At 59.2% G+C, this 18,816-nt stretch carries 16 protein-coding genes; 10 read left to right on the top strand and 6 right to left on the bottom strand.

Going from position 1 to position 18,816, the window contains the following annotated elements:
• Positions 1-4: 4 nt before the first annotated feature.
• Positions 5-478 (bottom strand): GNAT family N-acetyltransferase, encoded by a 474-nt coding sequence (locus AC5S26_RS18560; RefSeq protein WP_494186415.1) that lies wholly within the window; start codon positions 476-478, stop codon positions 5-7.
• 59 nt (positions 479-537) lie between these two features.
• Between AC5S26_RS18560 and tilS the strand changes: the two genes are divergently transcribed.
• The 5 genes from tilS (at position 538) to holA (ending at position 6,408) form a co-directional block, all read left to right on the top strand.
• Positions 538-1,647, top strand: a complete 1,110-nt coding sequence (gene tilS / locus AC5S26_RS18555; protein ID WP_494186414.1) for a tRNA lysidine(34) synthetase TilS — start codon at positions 538-540, stop codon at positions 1,645-1,647.
• Positions 1,648-2,163: 516 nt separating this feature from the next.
• Complete coding sequence (gene ftsH, locus AC5S26_RS18550; protein WP_494186413.1) at positions 2,164-4,083, top strand: ATP-dependent zinc metalloprotease FtsH; 1,920 nt, start codon at positions 2,164-2,166, stop codon at positions 4,081-4,083.
• 191 nt (positions 4,084-4,274) lie between these two features.
• Positions 4,275-4,613, top strand: coding sequence for a DUF4260 domain-containing protein (locus tag AC5S26_RS18545; protein ID WP_494186665.1), 339 nt, complete (start codon positions 4,275-4,277; stop codon positions 4,611-4,613).
• Positions 4,610-5,128: an LPS assembly lipoprotein LptE gene (gene lptE / locus AC5S26_RS18540; protein WP_494186412.1), complete on the top strand. Its 519-nt coding sequence runs from the start codon at positions 4,610-4,612 to the stop codon at positions 5,126-5,128. Before AC5S26_RS18545 ends, lptE begins: the two co-directional genes overlap by 4 nt.
• On the top strand, positions 5,128-6,408 hold the full coding sequence (gene holA / locus AC5S26_RS18535) for a DNA polymerase III subunit delta (protein ID WP_494186411.1): 1,281 nt from the start codon (positions 5,128-5,130) through the stop codon (positions 6,406-6,408). The genes lptE and holA overlap by 1 nt, the downstream gene beginning before the upstream one ends.
• A 72-nt stretch (positions 6,409-6,480) precedes the next feature.
• Here holA and AC5S26_RS18530 read toward each other — a convergent pair whose 3' ends face one another.
• The 4 genes from AC5S26_RS18530 to AC5S26_RS18515 all read right to left on the bottom strand — a co-directional run bounded on the left by AC5S26_RS18530 (position 6,481) and on the right by AC5S26_RS18515 (position 9,868).
• Positions 6,481-7,611, bottom strand: a complete 1,131-nt coding sequence (locus tag AC5S26_RS18530; protein WP_494186410.1) for an NAD(P)H-dependent flavin oxidoreductase — start codon at positions 7,609-7,611, stop codon at positions 6,481-6,483.
• A complete protein-coding gene (locus tag AC5S26_RS18525) occupies positions 7,598-8,095 on the bottom strand; it encodes a RidA family protein (protein WP_494186409.1) in 498 nt (165 codons plus the stop codon). The genes AC5S26_RS18530 and AC5S26_RS18525 overlap by 14 nt, the downstream gene beginning before the upstream one ends.
• Positions 8,089-8,811 carry an SDR family NAD(P)-dependent oxidoreductase gene (locus AC5S26_RS18520; RefSeq protein WP_494186408.1) on the bottom strand — a complete coding sequence of 241 codons (723 nt, stop codon included), beginning with the start codon at positions 8,809-8,811 and terminating at the stop codon, positions 8,089-8,091. The genes AC5S26_RS18525 and AC5S26_RS18520 overlap by 7 nt, the downstream gene beginning before the upstream one ends.
• Positions 8,812-8,998: 187 nt before the next feature.
• Complete coding sequence (locus tag AC5S26_RS18515) at positions 8,999-9,868, bottom strand: LysR family transcriptional regulator (RefSeq protein WP_494186407.1); 870 nt, start codon at positions 9,866-9,868, stop codon at positions 8,999-9,001.
• Between the two features lie 131 nt (positions 9,869-9,999).
• Between AC5S26_RS18515 and AC5S26_RS18510 the strand changes: the two genes are divergently transcribed.
• The 5 genes from AC5S26_RS18510 (at position 10,000) to AC5S26_RS18490 (ending at position 17,201) form a co-directional block, all read left to right on the top strand.
• Positions 10,000-11,076, top strand: a complete 1,077-nt coding sequence (locus AC5S26_RS18510; RefSeq protein ID WP_494186406.1) for a sialidase family protein — start codon at positions 10,000-10,002, stop codon at positions 11,074-11,076.
• 242 nt (positions 11,077-11,318) lie between these two features.
• Positions 11,319-13,454 (top strand): phosphocholine-specific phospholipase C, encoded by a 2,136-nt coding sequence (locus AC5S26_RS18505; protein ID WP_494186405.1) that lies wholly within the window; start codon positions 11,319-11,321, stop codon positions 13,452-13,454.
• A 239-nt stretch (positions 13,455-13,693) separates the two neighbouring features.
• Entirely contained in the window at positions 13,694-14,581 is an 888-nt protein-coding gene (locus AC5S26_RS18500; RefSeq protein ID WP_494186404.1) for a helix-turn-helix domain-containing protein, read from the top strand.
• A 249-nt stretch (positions 14,582-14,830) separates the two neighbouring features.
• The gene (locus AC5S26_RS18495) at positions 14,831-15,799 is read left to right on the top strand and encodes an alpha/beta fold hydrolase (protein ID WP_494186403.1); all 969 of its coding nucleotides are present in this window, start codon (positions 14,831-14,833) and stop codon (positions 15,797-15,799) included.
• A 355-nt stretch (positions 15,800-16,154) separates the two neighbouring features.
• On the top strand, positions 16,155-17,201 hold the full coding sequence (locus AC5S26_RS18490; protein WP_494186402.1) for an AI-2E family transporter: 1,047 nt from the start codon (positions 16,155-16,157) through the stop codon (positions 17,199-17,201).
• Positions 17,202-17,207: 6 nt separating this feature from the next.
• Here AC5S26_RS18490 and AC5S26_RS18485 read toward each other — a convergent pair whose 3' ends face one another.
• Positions 17,208-18,734, bottom strand: coding sequence for a rhamnogalacturonan acetylesterase (locus AC5S26_RS18485; RefSeq protein WP_494186401.1), 1,527 nt, complete (start codon positions 18,732-18,734; stop codon positions 17,208-17,210).
• Between the last annotated feature and the right edge of the window lie 82 nt (positions 18,735-18,816).

The raw sequence follows: 18,816 nt of genomic DNA, 5'->3' as shown, positions 1-18,816 counted from the left end.
ACGATCAACTCATCGCATCCGCATCGAGATAACGCATCATCTCGTTCGTTCCCTCAAACCCATTTCGCTCATAGATCGGCCTGCCTGCCGTCGACGCGTGCAGCGCCACGACTTTAATTCCACGACGCCGGGCATCCAAAACTGCTGTCTTCAGCAATCGGTGGGCAAGCCCGCGCCCGCGAGCCTCAGGCATCACGTAAAAATTCGTCAGGTAAGCCCGTTGCGGCTCCGGATCACGCCAGTGCGGCGGAAAATCCATTAGCCACGTCCCCCCGCCAGCGACAACACGCTCGCCCTCGACGACCAGCCACCCAAGATAGCGCCCATCCTTCAATCTCTCCCTCACCCAGGGAACGAAGTTCCGCACCATCGTCTGCATGCTCTCTTCATCGCCATGTCCCATCTCCGCAAACATCTTCCAGCGATGCTCCGCAATTACCTCCGCGTCTGCCTCAGTCGCAACTCTCGTCTCGAACATCTGCTAAGTATAGAAACCCGCCGCGACCACTCTCTTTCAAACTCCGTAAGATAGAGACGATGCCGCAAGCACCATCTCTCCCCTTCAGCCGCGAACACATCCACCCCGGCGACCGCCTCTGCGTCGCCGTCTCCGGCGGAGCCGACTCAGTCGCTCTCCTCTTCGCCATCCACGAAGCCAACACTACCCCCCGCGACTCGCTCGGCATCGGCCTCTCTGCCGTTCATGTCCATCACGGCATCCGCGAGGCCGCCGAATCCGACGCCGACCTCGCCTTCGTCCAGGACCTCTGCATCCAGCTCGACGTCCCCCTGCACATCCACCGCGCCGACGTCCCTGCCCGTGCCGCCGAGAATCGAGAAACACTAGAGGAGGCTGCCCGCGAGGTACGCTACGCCTTCTTCCGCACCCTCATCGCCTCCGGCCACGCCGACTCCATCCTCACCGCCCACACCCTCGACGACCAGGCCGAGACCGTCCTCATGAAGCTTCTTCGTGGAGCCTGGACCGAAGGCATCTCAGCCATCCACCCCACGGTTCTCGTCGAATCACCCTCCCTTACACCTCATCAAGCCGTCCGCACGGGCCGTATCCTTCGCCCTCTGCTGGCCACCCGTCGCACCGAGATCGAAGCCTTCCTCCAATCCCGCAACCAGCCCTGGCGCACCGACTCCACCAACGCCGACATCGCCTACACCCGCAACCGCATCCGGCACGAACTGATGCCCCAACTCCGCACCTTCAACCCGTCCATCGACCAGACCCTCGCCAATCTCGCCGAGCTCGCCCGTGAGGAGGAATCCCGCTGGCAGGCCGAGCTCTCCCGCATCCTCCCCCAAATCCTCCTCCCCGGAAGACCCGTTCGCGGAGGGGGCCGCGCCGTCTCCACCGCTCCTGGAGCTTCCTCCATCGCCATCGAGCTCGACCGTCTCCGGTCCCTCGACCCCGCCCTCCGCCGCCGTGTCCTTCGAGCCGCCGCCCGTCAGCTCGGCTTCCGACTCAGCTTCGACGACACCACCCGCCTGCTCGCCCTGGCCGGATTCGTCACCCTCCCCACCGTCGCACCCCGTCCGGGCGCATCCCTCCATCTGGCCAAAGGACTCCGGGCCCAGCGCTCCGCCCGCGAGCTCCGCCTCTCCACCGAATCCGATACAGAACAAAGCTCTTAGAACCTATCCAAGAACCCAGCCCTCGCCATCCCGAGCACCTCTCAACCGCAAAAACCTCGCAACCCCCAACCGGAGGCGCACAGCTCCCGACCCTGAAAAACACGTCATCTCTACCGGAGACGCGCGGCTGCATCGCGAGGCGGAGTGGAGAGATCCCTGTATTAGCCTTTATTCCCGCCGCTGCCGGTTTCAGAATCGATCAGGGTACCGGAAATTTTTTCGACAGGTTCCTGGATCAACGCATCGCTGAAATCCATTCAAAAACCGGCGAATCTCAATCTGTTACGTTTCTGTGTCTGAATCCTTCCTCAGAGAGTAGAATCTTAACCATCTGACGGGGTAGGACCGTTACTGCGGTGCCGGGCATTCTTTACTGGCCGCCCACAGAACCTTCCTTTATCGCTATCGTCTAATCGATGTAGGCTCTGCTTTAAGGCTATGGCCGTACGCAGAGCTGGGTCTGACAAGCCGTTCACGTAACACGGTGACGCAGACAAGGAAAATGAGGAACACGCTTTGAACTCGACCGTCAAACAAATTCTGATCTGGGTTTTCATGATCACCTGCCTCGTCTTTCTCTGGCAGTTTGTGGTCAAGGGCACAGGGTCCGGGCAGGAAAAGAACATCTCGCTTACCCAGCTCCTCAACGACGCCGACCAGGGCAAAGTCGCCGAGGTTATGGTCAACGGATCCGAAGTAACCGGAAAGTGGAAGGACGACAAGACTCAGTTCCACACCACGATCCCGGCCAACTATCCGGACATGTACAAGACCCTGCGCGACCACGGCGTCAACATCACCATCAAGGACCAGAACTCGAACGCGTGGCTTGGCTTCCTCATCCAGCTCGCGCCCTTCGCTCTGCTCCTCGGCCTCTGGTTCTTCCTCCTGCGCCAGATGCAGTCCGGCGGCAACAAAGCGATGAGCTTCGGCAAGTCGCGCGCCCGTCTGCTCTCCATGCAGCAGAAGAAGATCACCTTCAAGGATGTTGCAGGTGTTGACGAAGCCAAGGAAGAGCTCAAGGAGATCATCGAGTTCCTCCGCGAGGCTCAGAAGTTCCAGCGCCTCGGCGGCCGCATCCCCAAGGGTGTGCTGCTCGTCGGACCTCCAGGAACCGGCAAGACCCTCCTGGCCCGCGCAGTCGCTGGCGAAGCCAACGTTCCCTTCTTCTCCATCTCCGGTTCTGACTTCGTCGAGATGTTCGTCGGCGTCGGCGCATCCCGCGTCCGCGACCTCTTCGAGCAGGGCAAGAAGAACGCCCCCTGCATCATCTTCATCGACGAGATCGACGCCGTTGGCCGTCACCGTGGCGCAGGCCTCGGCGGCGGACACGACGAGCGCGAGCAGACCCTTAACCAGCTCCTGGTCGAGATGGACGGCTTCGAGTCCAACGATGGAGTCATCCTCGTCGCCGCCACCAACCGGCCCGACGTGCTTGATCCCGCGCTTCTCCGCCCCGGCCGTTTCGATCGCCGCGTTATCGTCGATCGTCCGGACATCCGTGGCCGTGAAGAGGTCCTCAAGGTCCACTCCAAGAAGGTCCCCATGGCCGAAGATGTTGACCTCAACATCCTCGCTCGTGGAACCCCCGGCTTCTCCGGTGCCGACCTGGCCAACATGGTCAACGAGGCCGCCCTCACCGCCGCCCGCTACAACCGCAAGTCGGTTCACATGTACGACTTTGAAGTAGCCAAGGACAAGGTCATGATGGGTGCCGAGCGCAAGTCGATGCTCCTCACCGACGAAGAGAAGAAGGTCACCGCCTATCACGAGGCCGGTCACACTCTTGTCTCCGCGCTGCGCGAGCACTCTGACCCGCTTCATAAGGTCACCATCATCCCCCGCGGTATGGCTCTCGGTGTCACCGTCTACCTCCCCGAGGAAGACCAGCACACCGTCACCAAGGAATACCTCGAGACACGCCTCGCCACCCTTATGGGCGGTCGTTGCGCCGAAGAGATCTTCCTCGGCAAGATGACCACCGGTGCCGGCAACGACATCGAGCGCATCACCGAGCTCGCCCGCAAGATGGTCTGCGAGTTCGGTATGAGCGGACTCGGTCCCATGACCTACGGCAAGAAGGAAGAGCAGATCTTCCTCGGTCGCGAGATCGCGCAGCATCGCGATTTCTCCGAGGAGACGGCTAAGCAGATCGACGTCGAGGTACGCAGCTTCGTCGATACCGCCTACAAGTCTGCCTACAACCTGCTCAACACCAACCAGGACATCATGCACCGCATGGCTGCGGCCCTGCTCGAGCGAGAGACCCTGGATGCAGTCGAGATCAAACTCATCATCGAAGGCAAGGATCTTCCCCCCATCAAATCCGCTCTCGCCGGCGTAGATTCCGGCTCAGGCGGAGAGGGCCAGAAGGTTCTCAAGCCCGAATCCGGCCGCAAGCCTGGCTTCAATGAAGGCCAGCCTTCTCCCGCATAACTTCTAACCCAGCATCGAAAGAAGAGGCAGCCCCCGTGGCTGCCTCTTCTTTTTAGAAAGTGTCATCCTGAGCGAAGCGCGCAGCGCGGAGTCGAAGGATCTGCGGTCCCTCCATCACTTCCCCGAACTCTCCCGTATAAAAGCATCATGCTCACCCGGCCGCCCCTCCTCCTCAAGCTCGAAGACGCCTCATCTTCACCGCTGTCCTGATCGCCTACTCTCACCTGCACCTCTCCTGGCTGCTCTTCGCAGTCCTCTTCATCGCCCCGGATCTCTTCATGCTCGGCTATCTCGCCGGCCCGCGCACAGGTGCAGCCGTCTACAACATCGCCCATACCTACACCACGCCGCTTATCGTCCTCGCCGCAGCGCTCGACTTCCATCGCACTCCCCTCACGGCAATCTCCCTCATCTGGGTCGCCCACATCGCCCTCGACCGCGTCCTGGGCTACGGACTCAAATATCCCACTCACTTCAAAGACACACATCTTCAACACCCTCTGAATGCGACAATAGAACCAACCGCATGAAGCTCCGCGCCGCCACACTCTTCCTCTTCTCTGCTCTCCTCACCGGCTGCGGCTACCACACCGCCGGCTCGGCTACACACATCCCGACCAGCGTTCGCACCATGGCCGTCCCGATATTCACCACCCGCACCCAGGCCTACCACACGGAGATGGCCTTCACCCAGGCCGTCGTCCGCGAGCTCAACACCCGCACCCGCTACCGTATCCTCAACTCCGATTCGGAGGGCGCCGACGCCACGCTTCACGGCACCATCCTCACCCAGACCATTACCCCGCTCACCTACGACGCCAACTCCAGCCAGTCCTCGAGCTATCTCGTCGCCGTCACGGCCCGCGTCATCCTCACCGCGCACGACGGCAGCGTCCTCTATCGCAACGACGCCATCACCTTTCGCGAGCAGTACCAGTCCACCCAGGATGTCAACACCTTTATCCAGGAAGGTTCCCCCGCCATCTCCCGCATGTCGAGGGACTTCGCGCAGACCGTCGTCAGCGATATGCTGGAGTCATTCTGATGGCGACCGCTCTCCGCAGCTTTGCCTCCACTGACCGGTTCATCGCCGAGATTGCTCAGCCGTCCTCCATCCGTCCCGGCTACCTCCTCATCGGAGACGAGATCTTCCTCTACGACCGCTGCCGCCGCGCCGTCCTCTCCACCCTCGTTCCCGAAGGCGCGCGCGACTTCGCTCTCCACGACCTCGACCTCGCCGAGACCAGCATCTTCGAAGCTCTCGACCGCGCCCAGACCCCATCGCTCATGGCGCCCTTCCAGGTCCTCTTCATCCGCAACCTCAAAACCCTTTACGGTCGCGGCTCCAAAAAAGAAGAGTTCGCCGCCATCGACGCCTACTTCCGCTCCCCCAATCCCCAGGCGCTCCTCCTCTTCGTCGCCGACCACATCCGCATCCCCACCGACCTCCGCCGCATGGACTACCAAGACAAGGAGCGCTTCGAGCGCATCCGCGAGACCCTCGGCGACTGGTGCGGCACCGTTGAGCTTGCTCGCGTCGACGAGAACGACGCCATTCGCTGGATCGTCGATACCGCGGAGACCCGCGGCGTCCGTTTCGATCCCGACGCCGCCCGCGAACTCGCCGACTCACTCGGCGCCGACATGATGCTCATCGCCAGCGAGTTCGAAAAGCTTCTCCTCTTCGTCACCGCCCCGCAGTCCATAGCGCCACAAGCCCTACAGGAAGCCTCTCAAAATGAGAGTGTCATCCTGGGCATATCGGCGTCAGCCGCACAGTCGAAGGACCTGCGGTCGCCTTCCACGAGTCCCACGGCAGCTCCCATCGCCAAGAACCGCGTCACCCTCGGCGACGTCGAAACCATGGTCCTCGCCGCCAAGCAGCGCTCCCTCTACGAGCTCACCGACGCCATCAGCGCCAAGGACCGCCCCCGCGCCCTCGCCCTCCTGCATGGTCTGCTCAATGCCTCTGACGGAGGCGAAGACGCCGCCATCGGCCACCTCTACATGCTCGCCCGCACCTTCCGCCAGATGATGATCATCCTCGAGAAGAACGTCCGCGACTCCCGCGCCATCTGGCAGGCGCTGTGGCAGGGCTTCCGTATGCCCCCATTCGCCGCCGAAGATCTCATCCGTCAGGCCCGCCGCTACAAATCCCGCCGCGAGCTCACCCGAGCCCTTCGCCTCGTAGCCCGCGCCGATCTCGAGCTGCGCAGCTCACCCGCCAACAAGCTCCTCGTGCTCGAGCGCCTCATCCTCGATCTCGCCTCCGAGCCCAAACCCTCTTCCTTCGACCCCACCCATCAGTTCGCGATGGACCTTTAGCTCGTAACAAAAGGGCGGACAATCGCTGACGACTTATCGATGCCAATCTGTCGTGACTCCAAGGCTGGTCGCTCATCTTTTGGGTTGCAGCTCAGCCCAATCCTGTATAGACCCATCAATCTCAGCCAGGCTGGCGATGAGCTCCTTCAAAAGAAGTTGTGCATTGGTGAAGCGAATCAAGCCAGTGCTCTGACCCGCCCACAAAGGCAGAAGCTCCTCCTGACCTGCAGACTGGGCGGGAACAGAAAGATGACGCACCAGCTGCCTTTGCAGCGGATAAGGCAAAATGTCTTCGGGCGATGCGTTCCATTCGTCCATCATCGCGTTCCGGAAGCCACGGGCTAGACGTCCAGTAAATCCGCGACTCAGCCCTGTGCTTCGCCCATCACTGTTCAACAACAGTTTGCGATGAAGTTCACTAGCACCCGACTCCTCGCACGCCAAAAACGCCGTACCCATCTGGACGCCTCCTGCACCCAACGCAAACGCAGCAAGAATGCCGCGCGCATCGGAGATGCCCCCGGCAGCGATCACTGGAAGTGAGATCGCGTCGACAACCTGTGGAGTCAGTGAAAACGTACCAGTCAACGATTCTTCAGAAGAGCACAGAAAAGATCCCCGGTGCCCACCCGCTTCGAAACCAGACGCAACAACGATGTCAACTCCAGCGCTCTCGAGTGCTTTTGCCTCGTCCACCGTGGTCGCCGTGCCAACGATCACGATCTGCTGGCGACGGCACTCGTCCAGCAACTCACGCGGAGGAATGCCATAGATAAAGCTGAAGACTGGAACCCTGGCATCCAGCAAGACTCGCATCTGGTCTTCAAACCGAATGGCTTCGTACGGTTGATACGTTGGCAAATCCTTGCCCAGCGCCTTCAGGTGCGGAGCAATGTGCCTAAGGCTCCGCTCGAAGGCGAGAGGATCGGACGTGAATGCGCCCGAGTCCTCCATCGACACCCAGAGGTTGATCGCAAAGGGTCTATCGGTCAAGGAGCGAATCTCCGCGATTACTTCGGAGATCGCTTCTGGACGCAATCCATGGGCACCGAAAGAACCCAGGCCACCAAAGTTCGACACCGTGGCAGTCAGCCGCTGCGAGGAGAAACCTCCAAGTGGCCCTTGAAGGATCGGGTAGCGAATTTTCAGTGCGGACGCAACGCGCGTCTCGTTCCAGGAGCGTTTCGTTTCATGGGCGCACATCTGTTGTCTCCTCCACTTCCAACAGCAGTTCCACCATCAACGGTACGCGAAGCGGAATGCTTGAGACGCCCATAATCTTTCGAACCGACAGACCTCTGCTTCCGAAGATCTGGAGCAGAAGCTCCGAAGCTCCATCGGCAATCTTCGGCTGCTGCGCGATGAAGTCTTCCGTGGTGGCCAGGTAAACCTCTGTCTTCAGGACACGAGTGACGCGATCAAGCGAACCCAGATGTTGACGAGCTGCTGCAAGTGCGTTCAAGGTTGCGAGTCTTGCGGCCTTCACACCGTCTTCAAAGTTCACGTCTCTGCCGAGCATGCCAACGTATGCAGGCTTGCCTTTAACGATTGGGATCGTTCCAGTAATGAAAAGTAGATTGCCACTCTGCACCGTCTCGGTATATGCCCCCAGCGGCGCTGGCGCGGGGGGCATACTGATTCCGAGTGCTGCGATGCGTTCCTCTGCGGACTGCGATGGGTTTACCATTTTCCGACGTGAGCGCCCCCATCGACATGGAGCACCTCGCCTGTGACGTTCCGCGCCTCGGCCAGGTAAAGAACCGCTTCTGCAATGTCCTCCGCTGATGAGATCGTACCCATCGGAGAAAGTGTCTTAAGGAAGTCCTTCGGATTGTCCTTGTGCAGGGGCGTGTCGACGGTGCCGGGTGCTACTGCATTGAACCGAATATGGTTCTTCGCATACTCGCTCGCCAGGTTCAGGATCGCTGCGGTGAGCCCACCCTTGGTGATCATTGAAACCGACGCGGTGAGGGATGTGTTCGGGTTATCGACCAGGGAAGTCGTGATGCTTGTCACGCTTCCACCCTTGCCCTGAAAAAGCATCTGCTTGACGGCCAGCTGGGTTACGTAGAGGAAACCCTCCAGATTCGTGGAGACGAGCGATCGGAAGTCTTCGGGAGTGAAGTCGATGAAAGGCTTTGTGATGAAAATACCTGCATTCGCGACCACGTGGTCGATCGAGCCAAACCGTGAGATCGCTATCCGTGTCACTTCTTCTGCGGTTGCCACGTTGCCGATGTCACCATCGACCAACGCCAGATTTGCGGAAGACGCAAACGATGCTTGACTTGCCTTGCGGGCTGTTGCGACGACCGCATAGCCGCGATCGAGGAAAGATTTAACCACGGCGGCTCCGATTCCCTGAGAACCTCCGGTTACTATAACGGTGCCTTTGCTTGCCATAAGTGTTCCTGCTGTCCTTTTCGGTTAACGACACCGCCAAGAGCAATTGGAAGGGAGCGTTCTCCTTTCGTATGCCTCTTTGCAGCGTTCGTGCTGGACAGTAGATGTTGCCAGGGAGTATGGCCGCGTCACGACATTTTTAGAGAGCTGCTATCGAAAACATCGATAACACGGCTCTAAGCGGCTATCAAAGATTGGAGAAGCTGCGGCTCTTCGCGAGGAATGCATTCAGAGCGCTCGACAGTTCACGATCATGCCTGCGAATAAAGAGTGTTTTAATAGGGCCTCCGAGCTCTGGAAGTTCGTGCGCAGTCACAGATGGATTTCTCCATTCGGTTGCGAACAGGTCCTCGGGCAGCAGCGTGACGCCAACACCCGATTGGACACAGCTGCGAATCGCTTCGAAAGAAGCGACGGACAACATCTGGTGAGAGATGCCGCGTGCCTTCAGGATGTCACTCAACCGATCACGATAGGAGCAGCCGTAGTCCAAAACAATTGCTTTCACATCTCCGGCTTTTGCTAGCTCATCCATGCTTCGTATCGATGAATGGGTGGCCAGCACCAATTCTTCCTGGAAGATCGGCTCCTGAATCAAGTCAGGATGATCGATCGGATCTGCGACGAAAGCGCCATCGAGGCTCTGCTCTGCGACCTGTGCGATCAGCTCTGTGGTGTTACCTGTCGCGACCGTCAGCGCGACAGCGGGATATTCACTAGCGTACTCGGCCACGATTTGCGGCAACCGCATCGACACCGTAGGCTCCGTGGAGCCAATCTTCAGGCTGCCTTTCGGAATGCCATCTTCTTTGACGGCAGTGATCGCCTCGCTCAAAAGCGTATTGATGCGCCCTGAGTATGAGAGCAGACGCGTTCCCGCTTCGCTTAGCCGCACACCTCGACTATGTCGAACAAAGAGCCGGACACCGAGTTCTTCTTCAAGCAGTCGAATCCGTGCCGTCACACTGGATTGCACCAAGTGCAAATCGACAGCCGCGCGATTCATGCTGCCGTGCTTCGCAACTGCCGCCAGGATTCTCAGATCGTCGACGTCCATGGAATCACCTGAATAAGAGTATAGGTAACAACGGACGACAGCTCCTGTGACCCTGGGAGTGTGGAGTACGTAAACAGAGCGCCCCCAAAATTTCGGCCTACAATAGCAACGAACCCTTTCCTCGATCACCCATGAAAATGAATCTCTTCGTTACTGCTCTCAGCCTTGTCCTCTTCGGCACTGTTCCCTCCATCGCGCAGTCTCCTGCCGCTGCCATTACCAAGGAGTTCGTCTACACTTCCGCGCCCTTCCCTTCCGCTCATGCCTCCACCCTCGTCCAGTTGAAGAACGGTGACATCCTCGCCGCATGGTTTGGCGGCGCAAAAGAAGGTGCCACCGACGTCGCCATCTGGGGCTCCCGCCGAACCACCTCTGGCTGGTCCGCTCCCTTCCTTCTCGTGCGCGAACCCAACGTCCCCTGCTGGAATCCCGTCCTCTTTGAAACCCACGACGGCAAGCTGTGGCTCTACTACAAGTACGGCCGCAACCCACGTGAATGGACCGGAGCCCGCCTCGCTAGCACCGATCAGGGCCAGACCTGGTCTACTCCCGAACACCTTCCCGCCGGCCTTCTCGGCCCCATCAAAGACAAGCCCCTCGTCCTCGCCAACGGAACCATCGTCAGCGGAACCTCCGTCGAAAGCTACTCCTCCTGGGCCGTCTGGGTCGACCGCAGCACCGACAACGGAAAGACCTGGCACAAGTCCGGCCCCATCACCGTGCCCACCCGTCTCATGCCCTCTCCCGCACCGACTGAGCCACCACTCAAACCCGGCTCCGAGCACGTCACCGGAATCATCCAGCCTGCGATCGTCTCTCTCGGGAAAAAGCATCTCCGCCTCTACGCCCGCTCCACCCGCGACATCGGCCGCATCTGCGCCGCCGACTCCTTCGACGACGGCATCACCTGGACCGACGCCCACCCCCTCGATCTTCCGAACCCCAACTCCGGAATCGATGCCGTCAATCTGCGCGACGGCCGCGTCGTCCTCATCTACAACAACACCACCTCCGGCCGCAGCCCACTCAACCTCGCTGTAAGCAAGGACGGCGAACACTTCACCATGTTCAACACCCTCGAAAGTGAGCCTGGTGAGTACTCCTACCCCGCCATCATCCAGGGCCGCGATGCAAAGGTCTACGCCACCTACACCTGGAACCGAAAGCGCATCTCCTTCGTAGAAGTCCCGCTCTCAAGCATTCCCTAACCCGCACGCTATCCGAAATTGTCGCCGGGGGGAGCGTCCCTTTGCGCCCCCCCTGAAGTCAAAAGTGCGGAAAGAAGATATTCGACGCTACAGAAATTCACATCGACGTAAACCCTGAGAGCGTTCAGCTTCCCTGCTGCGTTCGAAACATCGGTCGCACTTTTCAAAGTGCATTCATGCGGTCGCAACACCCTCTCCCTATCCTCGCGCTGAACTTTAATTCACTTGCGAGGCTCCCCCGAATGGCACTTGATCGTCGCACGTTCCTGCAACTTCTCAGTACCTCTGCGCTCTCGGCATCCTTCCCTTCCAGCATCGCTCGTGCACTTGAGATTCCTGCGCACCATCGCACCGGCACCATCAACGATGTCGAGCACATCGTCTTCATGATGCAGGAGAACCGCTCCTTCGATCACTACTTCGGTACGCTGCGCGGCGTTCGCGGCTTCGGAGATCCGCATCCCGTCACCCTGTCCACCGGCAATCCTGTCTGGTATCAACCCAGCGGCTCCGGATACGTCTTGCCATTCCACCCCGGCGCGCCCAACCTTGGCCTTCAGTTCCTCCAGGACCTCGCGCACGATTGGGACACGACACACGCGGCATGGAACAACGGCCATAACGATCAGTGGGTTCCGCAAAAAGGAACCACCACCATGGCGCATCTCAATCGCTCCGACATTCCGTATCACTACGCTCTGGCCGACGCCTTCACCGTCTGCGATGCCTACTTCTGCTCGCTGCTCGGCCCCACCGATCCCAACCGCTATTACATGTGGACAGGCTGGGTCGGCAACGACGGCAAGAACGGTGGCCCGGTGATCGAAAACGCCGAAGCCGGTTACGACTGGTCCACTTACCCTGAGCGTCTGGAGAAGGCAGGCGTCTCCTGGAAGATCTATCAGGATGCAGGCGAAGGCCTCGACGCCAGCGGCTCCTGGGGATGGACCGGAGACAACGCCTACATCGGCAACTACGGCGACAACTCCCTGCTCTACTTTCACCAGTATCAAAACGCGCCGCAGGGATCCCCGCTTGCCGAAAAGGCTCGCACCGGAACCAACGCTCTCGGCGGCCAGTCCCTCTTCGAGATCTTCCAGAACGATGTGAAGTCCGGAAATCTTCCCCAGGTCTCCTGGGTAGTCGCGCCTGAAGCGTATACGGAGCATCCGAACTGGCCCGCAAACTACGGCGCCTGGTACGTCTCGCAGATTCTCGATGCCCTGACCGCGAACCCCGAGGTCTGGAGCAAAACCGTCTTCATCCTCATGTACGACGAGAACGACGGCTTCTTCGATCACGTCGTTCCTCCCACGCCTCCTCAAACAAGTGCGCAGGGTAAATCGACCGTCTCCATTGCCAACGAGATCTTCCCCGGCAACGCGAAGAATCCCGCAGGGCCGTACGGCCTTGGCATGCGCGTGCCGATGGTCATCATCTCGCCCTGGAGCAAAGGCGGTTATGTCAGCTCTGAGGTCTTCGACCACACCTCGCTCATCCGTTTCGTCGAGAAGCGCTTCGGCAACCAGTTCCACGGACTCAACGAGCCGAACATCACAAAGTGGCGCAGATCGGTCTCCGGAGACCTCACTTCGGCCTTCAACTTCAAATCGCCCAACTCGGCTTCGATTCCCCTACCCAGCACCGCTGCTTATCAGCCACCCGACAACAAGCGTCATGACGACTACGTTCCTGCCCCTCCCGCCGAGCAGTCGCTGCCGGTTCAGGAGCCAGGTACCCGTCCCGCGCGCGCCGTTCCATACGAGCTCAACCTGCTTGCTTTCGCCGATCTGGCGCGCGAGACGGTGCAGCTCACCTTCTTTAACTCCGGGAACGCAACCGCCGTCTTCCACGTGCGTTCCAACATACAGACCAACTCCCCCCAGGGCCCCTGGACCTATACGGTCGAAGCAGGTCACTCCGTTCAGGACACCTGGAACCTGAAAGACTCCAATGAGTCGATCTACAATCTGTCCGTCTATGGACCCAATGGCTTCGTCCGGTCTCTGAAGGGAAGCATCTCGGGACATCAGAAGGCAGACCTCGATGTGATCTCCATCTATAACCCGCGCTCCAACCGCATCAACCTCCAGATCGCCAACCGCGGCGTCGCCGGAGACATCACGATCACCGATGCCTACACCGGCGAAACTACGCGCCATGAACTTCGGCTCGGACATGTTATCTCGCAGAGCTACGATCGCCATTCCACTCACGGCTGGTACGACATCATCATTCAATCCGTCGCGGATTCCAGCTTTGAGCGCCGTCTCGCCGGCCACATCGAGACTGGGGAAGACAGCATGACGGACCCCGCAATCGCCGCTCTTCACAACTATTCCGACCTCGAAACACCGAAGTCGCTCGTCGAAGCTTAATCAACCTGAAAACCGAGAGCGGCAGTCATCCATGGGACTGCCGCTTTCGTGTTCATAATCAAACCTGTCATCTTCAAGCGCGAGAACCTATTCAAAACTTGTCATCTCCACGAAGCGGGAACCTATTCAAAATCTGTCATCTCGACCGAAGCGCGGAGCGCGCAGCGGAGAGATCCGCTTCTCCCCATTCCCCATAAATTCGCCTTCCCCACCCTCCCACAACCTGAGAAACTATCTCTGTGCCGGCCCCAAGCCCATCCCGGAGCAATCCCCTGCCACTCGAGGCTCCGCAGATCTTAGCCCAGGCAGCTACGTCCCACGGCGTCGTCCTCCAATACCGTCTGGACGCCATAGGCACCCTCGATCTTCCCGCCATTGAAAAGACCATCCTCTGCATTCACGTCGGGCCCGCGGCACGTCTCTCTTGTAGCCGCGACGGCAAACGGTACAACGGCACCGCGGTTCACGGCGACATCGACATCGTCCCCGCCTTTACTCCCAGCCGCTGGGTCGCCCACGACCATAACGATCGCAACCTCCTCCTCAGTCTTCCTCAGACTCTTCTCGCGAGTGTGGCGCAACAGGCCGGCCACGACTCTTCACGCATCGAGATTCGCAATCGCTTTCAGGTCCGCGACTCCGAACTTGAGTTCATCGCCAACGCCATCCATCGCGAGATCGAAGCCGGTCAACCCTCCGGTCGCCTCTACACCGAAGGCATGGTCGTTGCCATGGCCTCGCGACTCATCGCACAGCACAGCTCGGTCTCTCAGCCACCGCACCCTCTCGCCGGAACCCTCTCCGGCCACAGGCTCAAGCAGGTGCTTGCGTTCATTGAAGACCAGCTCGCCGAAGACCTCTCGCTCGACCAAATCGCCTCCAGCGCTAACCTGAGTCCCTCGCACCTGAAATCCCTCTTCCGTCAGGCTATGGGGCTACCGGTTCACCAGTACGTCATCCAGCGTCGCCTCGAGCGCGCCAAAGGCCTCATCACCCAGGACAACCTCACCATGGCCGAGATCGCCGCCGCCACAGGCTTCGCTCACCAAAGCCATCTCGCCCGTCACATCCGCCGCGCCACCGGCCTTCCACCCAACGTGATCCGACGCAGATTCGCAGCCGACTAAGAACCTGTCCAACAACTCATAACGCAACACACCGTCATCTCGACCGGAGCGCGAAGCGCACAGCGGAGAGACCCCTGTATTTAGTCTTTGCCCTTGCTGTTGTCCGCTTCTCTACAAATCTAAGAGTGCCGACGAGGCTACATCGCCCTCCGAACGAAGCGCACGGAAAGAACAAACCTCCCCTCCGTTCGTGCTCTCCGCCGTCCAAACGTGCGCGTAAATCTTCGCGAACATGTCGATACTCGCTCCATGACACGCCGCGACTTCCTCAAAAACTCCGCAACGGCCCTTCCAGCAGTCGTTGCCGCCCCCCACATCATGGCGAAGCAGTCTGTATCCTTCGATGCCGCCTGGTACAACCGTTCACGCCGTTTTGCCGATCTCTCCATGGCGCGCGTCGCCTACGTCGAGGCCGGACATGGCCCAGCAGCCCTCTTCGTTCACGGCTATCCGCTCAACAGCTATCAGTGGCGCGGAGCTCTCGAACGCCTTCACACCCATCGCCGCTGCATCGCACCGGATCTCATGAGCTTCGGCCTCACGGAGCCTCATGAGGGCCAGACCATCTCTCCGCATGCCCAGGCCACCCTGCTCGCCGAGCTCCTCGACCGTCTCCACATCGATACCGTCGATCTTGTCGCGAACGACAGCGGTGGCTACACCGCCCAGGTCTTCCTCTCTCAATATCCTCATCGGGTCCGATCGCTTCTCCTCACCAACTGTGACGTCGATAAATTCAGTCCTCCCGCGGACTTTCTTCCTCTCGTCGATCTCGCTCGCCAAGGCGTCCTCGTCGATCGCTTCCTCGCCCCGCAGCTGAAAAACAAGAATCTGGCTCGTTCCGATAAAGGTCTGGGAGGCCCCGCCTTTACCTATCCCGACCGCCTCACCGACGAGACTCTCGAGATCTATCTCCGCCCCCTCACCCAGTCGCAGTCGCGCAAGTCTCAACTCGATCAATTCACCCTCGCTCTGGCCGTCAACGATCTGGTTCCCATCCGTGAAAATCTTCATCAGTGGAAGGGACCCGTTCGCATGGTCTGGGCTCTCGAAGACCAGTTCTTCAAAATCGAATCGGCGGAATGGCTCGACCGCACCTTCCCAGGCTCCAAAGGCATCCGGCGAATCGAAGGAGCAAAGCTTTTCTTCCCCGAAGAGATGCCCGACCTTATTGCTGAAGAGGCCACCAAACTGTGGCGCTCCGGCTCCGGGGCTTGACACCGCCTGCTATCCTTAAGTCATGGAGTAAACAAGAGCCCGGCCTCGCGCCGGGCTCTTCGTCGTCTCAACAAAGAAACATGAAGTCCGGAGCTAAGTTACATCGATTGAAGACTTTGACACAGATAATACGGGGGGGGTAGTCCCCCCGGGGAATCGCAACCAGTTCCCTTCTGCAGGCCCCCGGCACGGACCGGCGGCAGCAGGAAGCATCACAACTATGCTGTCGAAAAAGAATATTTTTGGCGTCTCTTCTTGAAGGGCAGGCATGAATGCCATATCTGGTTCGACCAATTCAGGAACTTAATGCGCCGCCTCATGTAGCCTTACGGCACATTCTGTTCGACGAGGTCTCATGCAAGTAAGCAACGAAGCGTCGCCCTGGAAGCAGATCGCATTCTTCCTGGTGACCCTTGCCGTCCTGGTTCTCTGCGGTCTGGTTCTCCAGCCATTCCTCATCGCGATCGTAGGAGCCATTGTGATTGCCGTTGTCACCGAGAAGCCTTATCTCTGGCTTGCATCCCGGCTCCGCCATCGCAACTGGTGCGCGACGGTCGCACTCCTGCTGGTAACTCTCAGCATTATCGTGCCCATCTTTTTTCTCGCCCAGGACGTGGGCGGGCAAGGCACCAGTCTCATCACAAGTCTTCGCAGTGAGACCACGCAACAGCACATCTCGGACTATTTCGTTCAGCATCCCGTATTCGCCCAGCGTATTCAGGCAATCACCGACAGCATCGATATTCAGAACACGTCACGAACGGTAGCCGCCTTCCTCGGAAGAAAGTTTGCCTCACTCATCGGAACCTCCATCGGAGCGATAACACAGATCGTCGCCATGCTCTTCATCCTCTTCTTTCTCTATCGCGACCGCGAGACTGCAGCGCGTTTCGCGCGCTCGCTCCTCCCGCTTGAGGATGGGGAAGCGACACTGCTTCTCGATCGAATGCGCGGCACAATCTATGCCACAGCCCTGGGCCGCTTTGCGATTGCAGCCCTGCAAGGAGTCCTCGCGGGCCTGGCCTACTGGATTCTTGGCGTGCCCAATGCTCTTCTCTGGGCAATCCTTACCGGTGTCATGGCGATGATTCCCGCCTTCGGAGCTGTACTGGTCTGGGCCCCTATAGCGCTTTACCTCGGCTTCTCCGGCCATTGGATCAAAGCAGCCCTTCTGGCCATCTGGGGAGGAGGCATCGTCAGCCTGATCGATAACTTCCTCTATCCCGTCCTGGTGGGACCGCAACTCCGACAACACTCCGTCGCAGTTCTTCTCTCCATCCTCGGCGGAATCTCCCTCTTCGGAATCACGGGAATCGTTCTCGGTCCACTTACCTTCACGACAGCCTCAACCCTGCTCGATATCTGGCGGAGCCGTCACGGCGGAATTAACGTAATTTCCTAGAGGGAATTACCTTCCACCCGTCTTTGCAAGCGGTGCAGGAGACGATCCAGCCAGTATTGGCTCACCAACGATATCGGGACCAAGTTCCACCTGCATCTTCACCAGGGTGTCTGCAACCATGCGGCCGAACACCGTCTGCCCCTTCGCATTCAGATGAGTGCGATCCACGCGGCTCTTTCCATTCTCCGCGCGCTCGTCGGCATGGCCCGTAGCATCGAACTGATCCGCTTCTTCCTGCGTCATCTTTTCCAGCATCTTTGTAGACATCGCATTCAGGTCGACGAGTGCAACGTCTTCTTCCGCAGCCACTCGCTTCGCCGCAGCAGCATAGTCGTTCAGATCTTCCACAAGCTTTCCATCCTTGTAGTTCCGCCGCGACAAGGAGGTCACAACTACTGGAACCGCACCAATGGCACGCGTATCACGAATATAGCGGCGGATATACGCGGCATAGGTTGTCTCGGGATCGGTCTCCCGCGCTGGGCCTTTGCCCTTCATATCGTTGTGACCGAACTGAATGAGGTAGTAATCGCCTTTTTCTGCGAGAGCTTTCACCCATGCGCCCTCGTCGATGAAGCTCTTCGAGCTGCGCCCATTCAAAGCGTCGTTGATGCATGTAACGTTCGGAGTCACAATCTCGCAGAAGCCTTTTCCCCAGCCGCCACCTGCATTCACTGTGGAATCCCCTACGAGAACAATCTTCACCGGTCCGCCTTCAATCACCTTCATCGCTTTGACGCCCTCAGGCGGGAGAGACGCCGCCTTCGGCTTTACATACCGAGCAAGCGCAGGCGCTCCCTTTCCAAGGTCCATCGCCACGATTCGCCCGAAGACGTAGGACCCAGCCCAGTTCAGATGCGTCTTGTCCGGGGCGATCTTGCCGTCTGTATCCTTCTTCGTGATTCCGAGCTTCGTTCCCTCAGCCTCACCAATCCTGTCCAGGTAAGCGATGCTGTCCGCCTGCAGATCGATGAGAGGAACCTTCATCTCCGTGGCTACGCGTTTCATCGTGTCCGCATGCGCGAGTAGATCGGAGTGAATCTTTCCATCAGCCCCAAAATATCGTCGGGTGAGAGGCGTGACCAGGATGGGCTTGATTCCGGCCGCACGAGCCTCCTCTACAAACCGGCGCAGATTTGCTTCGTATTGCGCCATCGGAACCTGACGCTCCAGGTGTTCCTTCGTCTCCATATCGTTGTGCCCGAACTGGATCAGCATGTAGTCAGGCTTGGTAGCCATCGCCTTATCCCAAAGCCCCTGCTCACGGTAGGTCTTCGTGCTGGCTCCGCCCCTGGACATGTTGAGGCAATCCACCATTGCGGTCAGATTTGCGCAGAATCCCCGTCCATATCCGGCGTTGTTGGTCTGGGTGGAGTCGCCGATCAGATCGACCCGAACGACGGTTCCCGCAGGCCTGGCAGCTGCCGTCCCCATATCGAAGGCCCGCGGCGGGTCTCCCTGAGCCTTCGCATCAGTGAAACAGAGGCCATTCAGCGCAATGATGCACATCCACCCTGACAGTCCGAAACGCATGAAATCCGCCTTTCTAAGTGACGAAAGCTTATCCCAAAAGAGATAGAATTGGCCTGACCAATTTCACGTCCCTCATCGGGCG

The organism is Edaphobacter sp. FHG110511_03, from assembly GCF_059115365.1.
The sequence above is the reverse complement of the archived record's forward strand: the minus strand, read 5'-3'. Positions and strand labels throughout refer to the sequence as shown.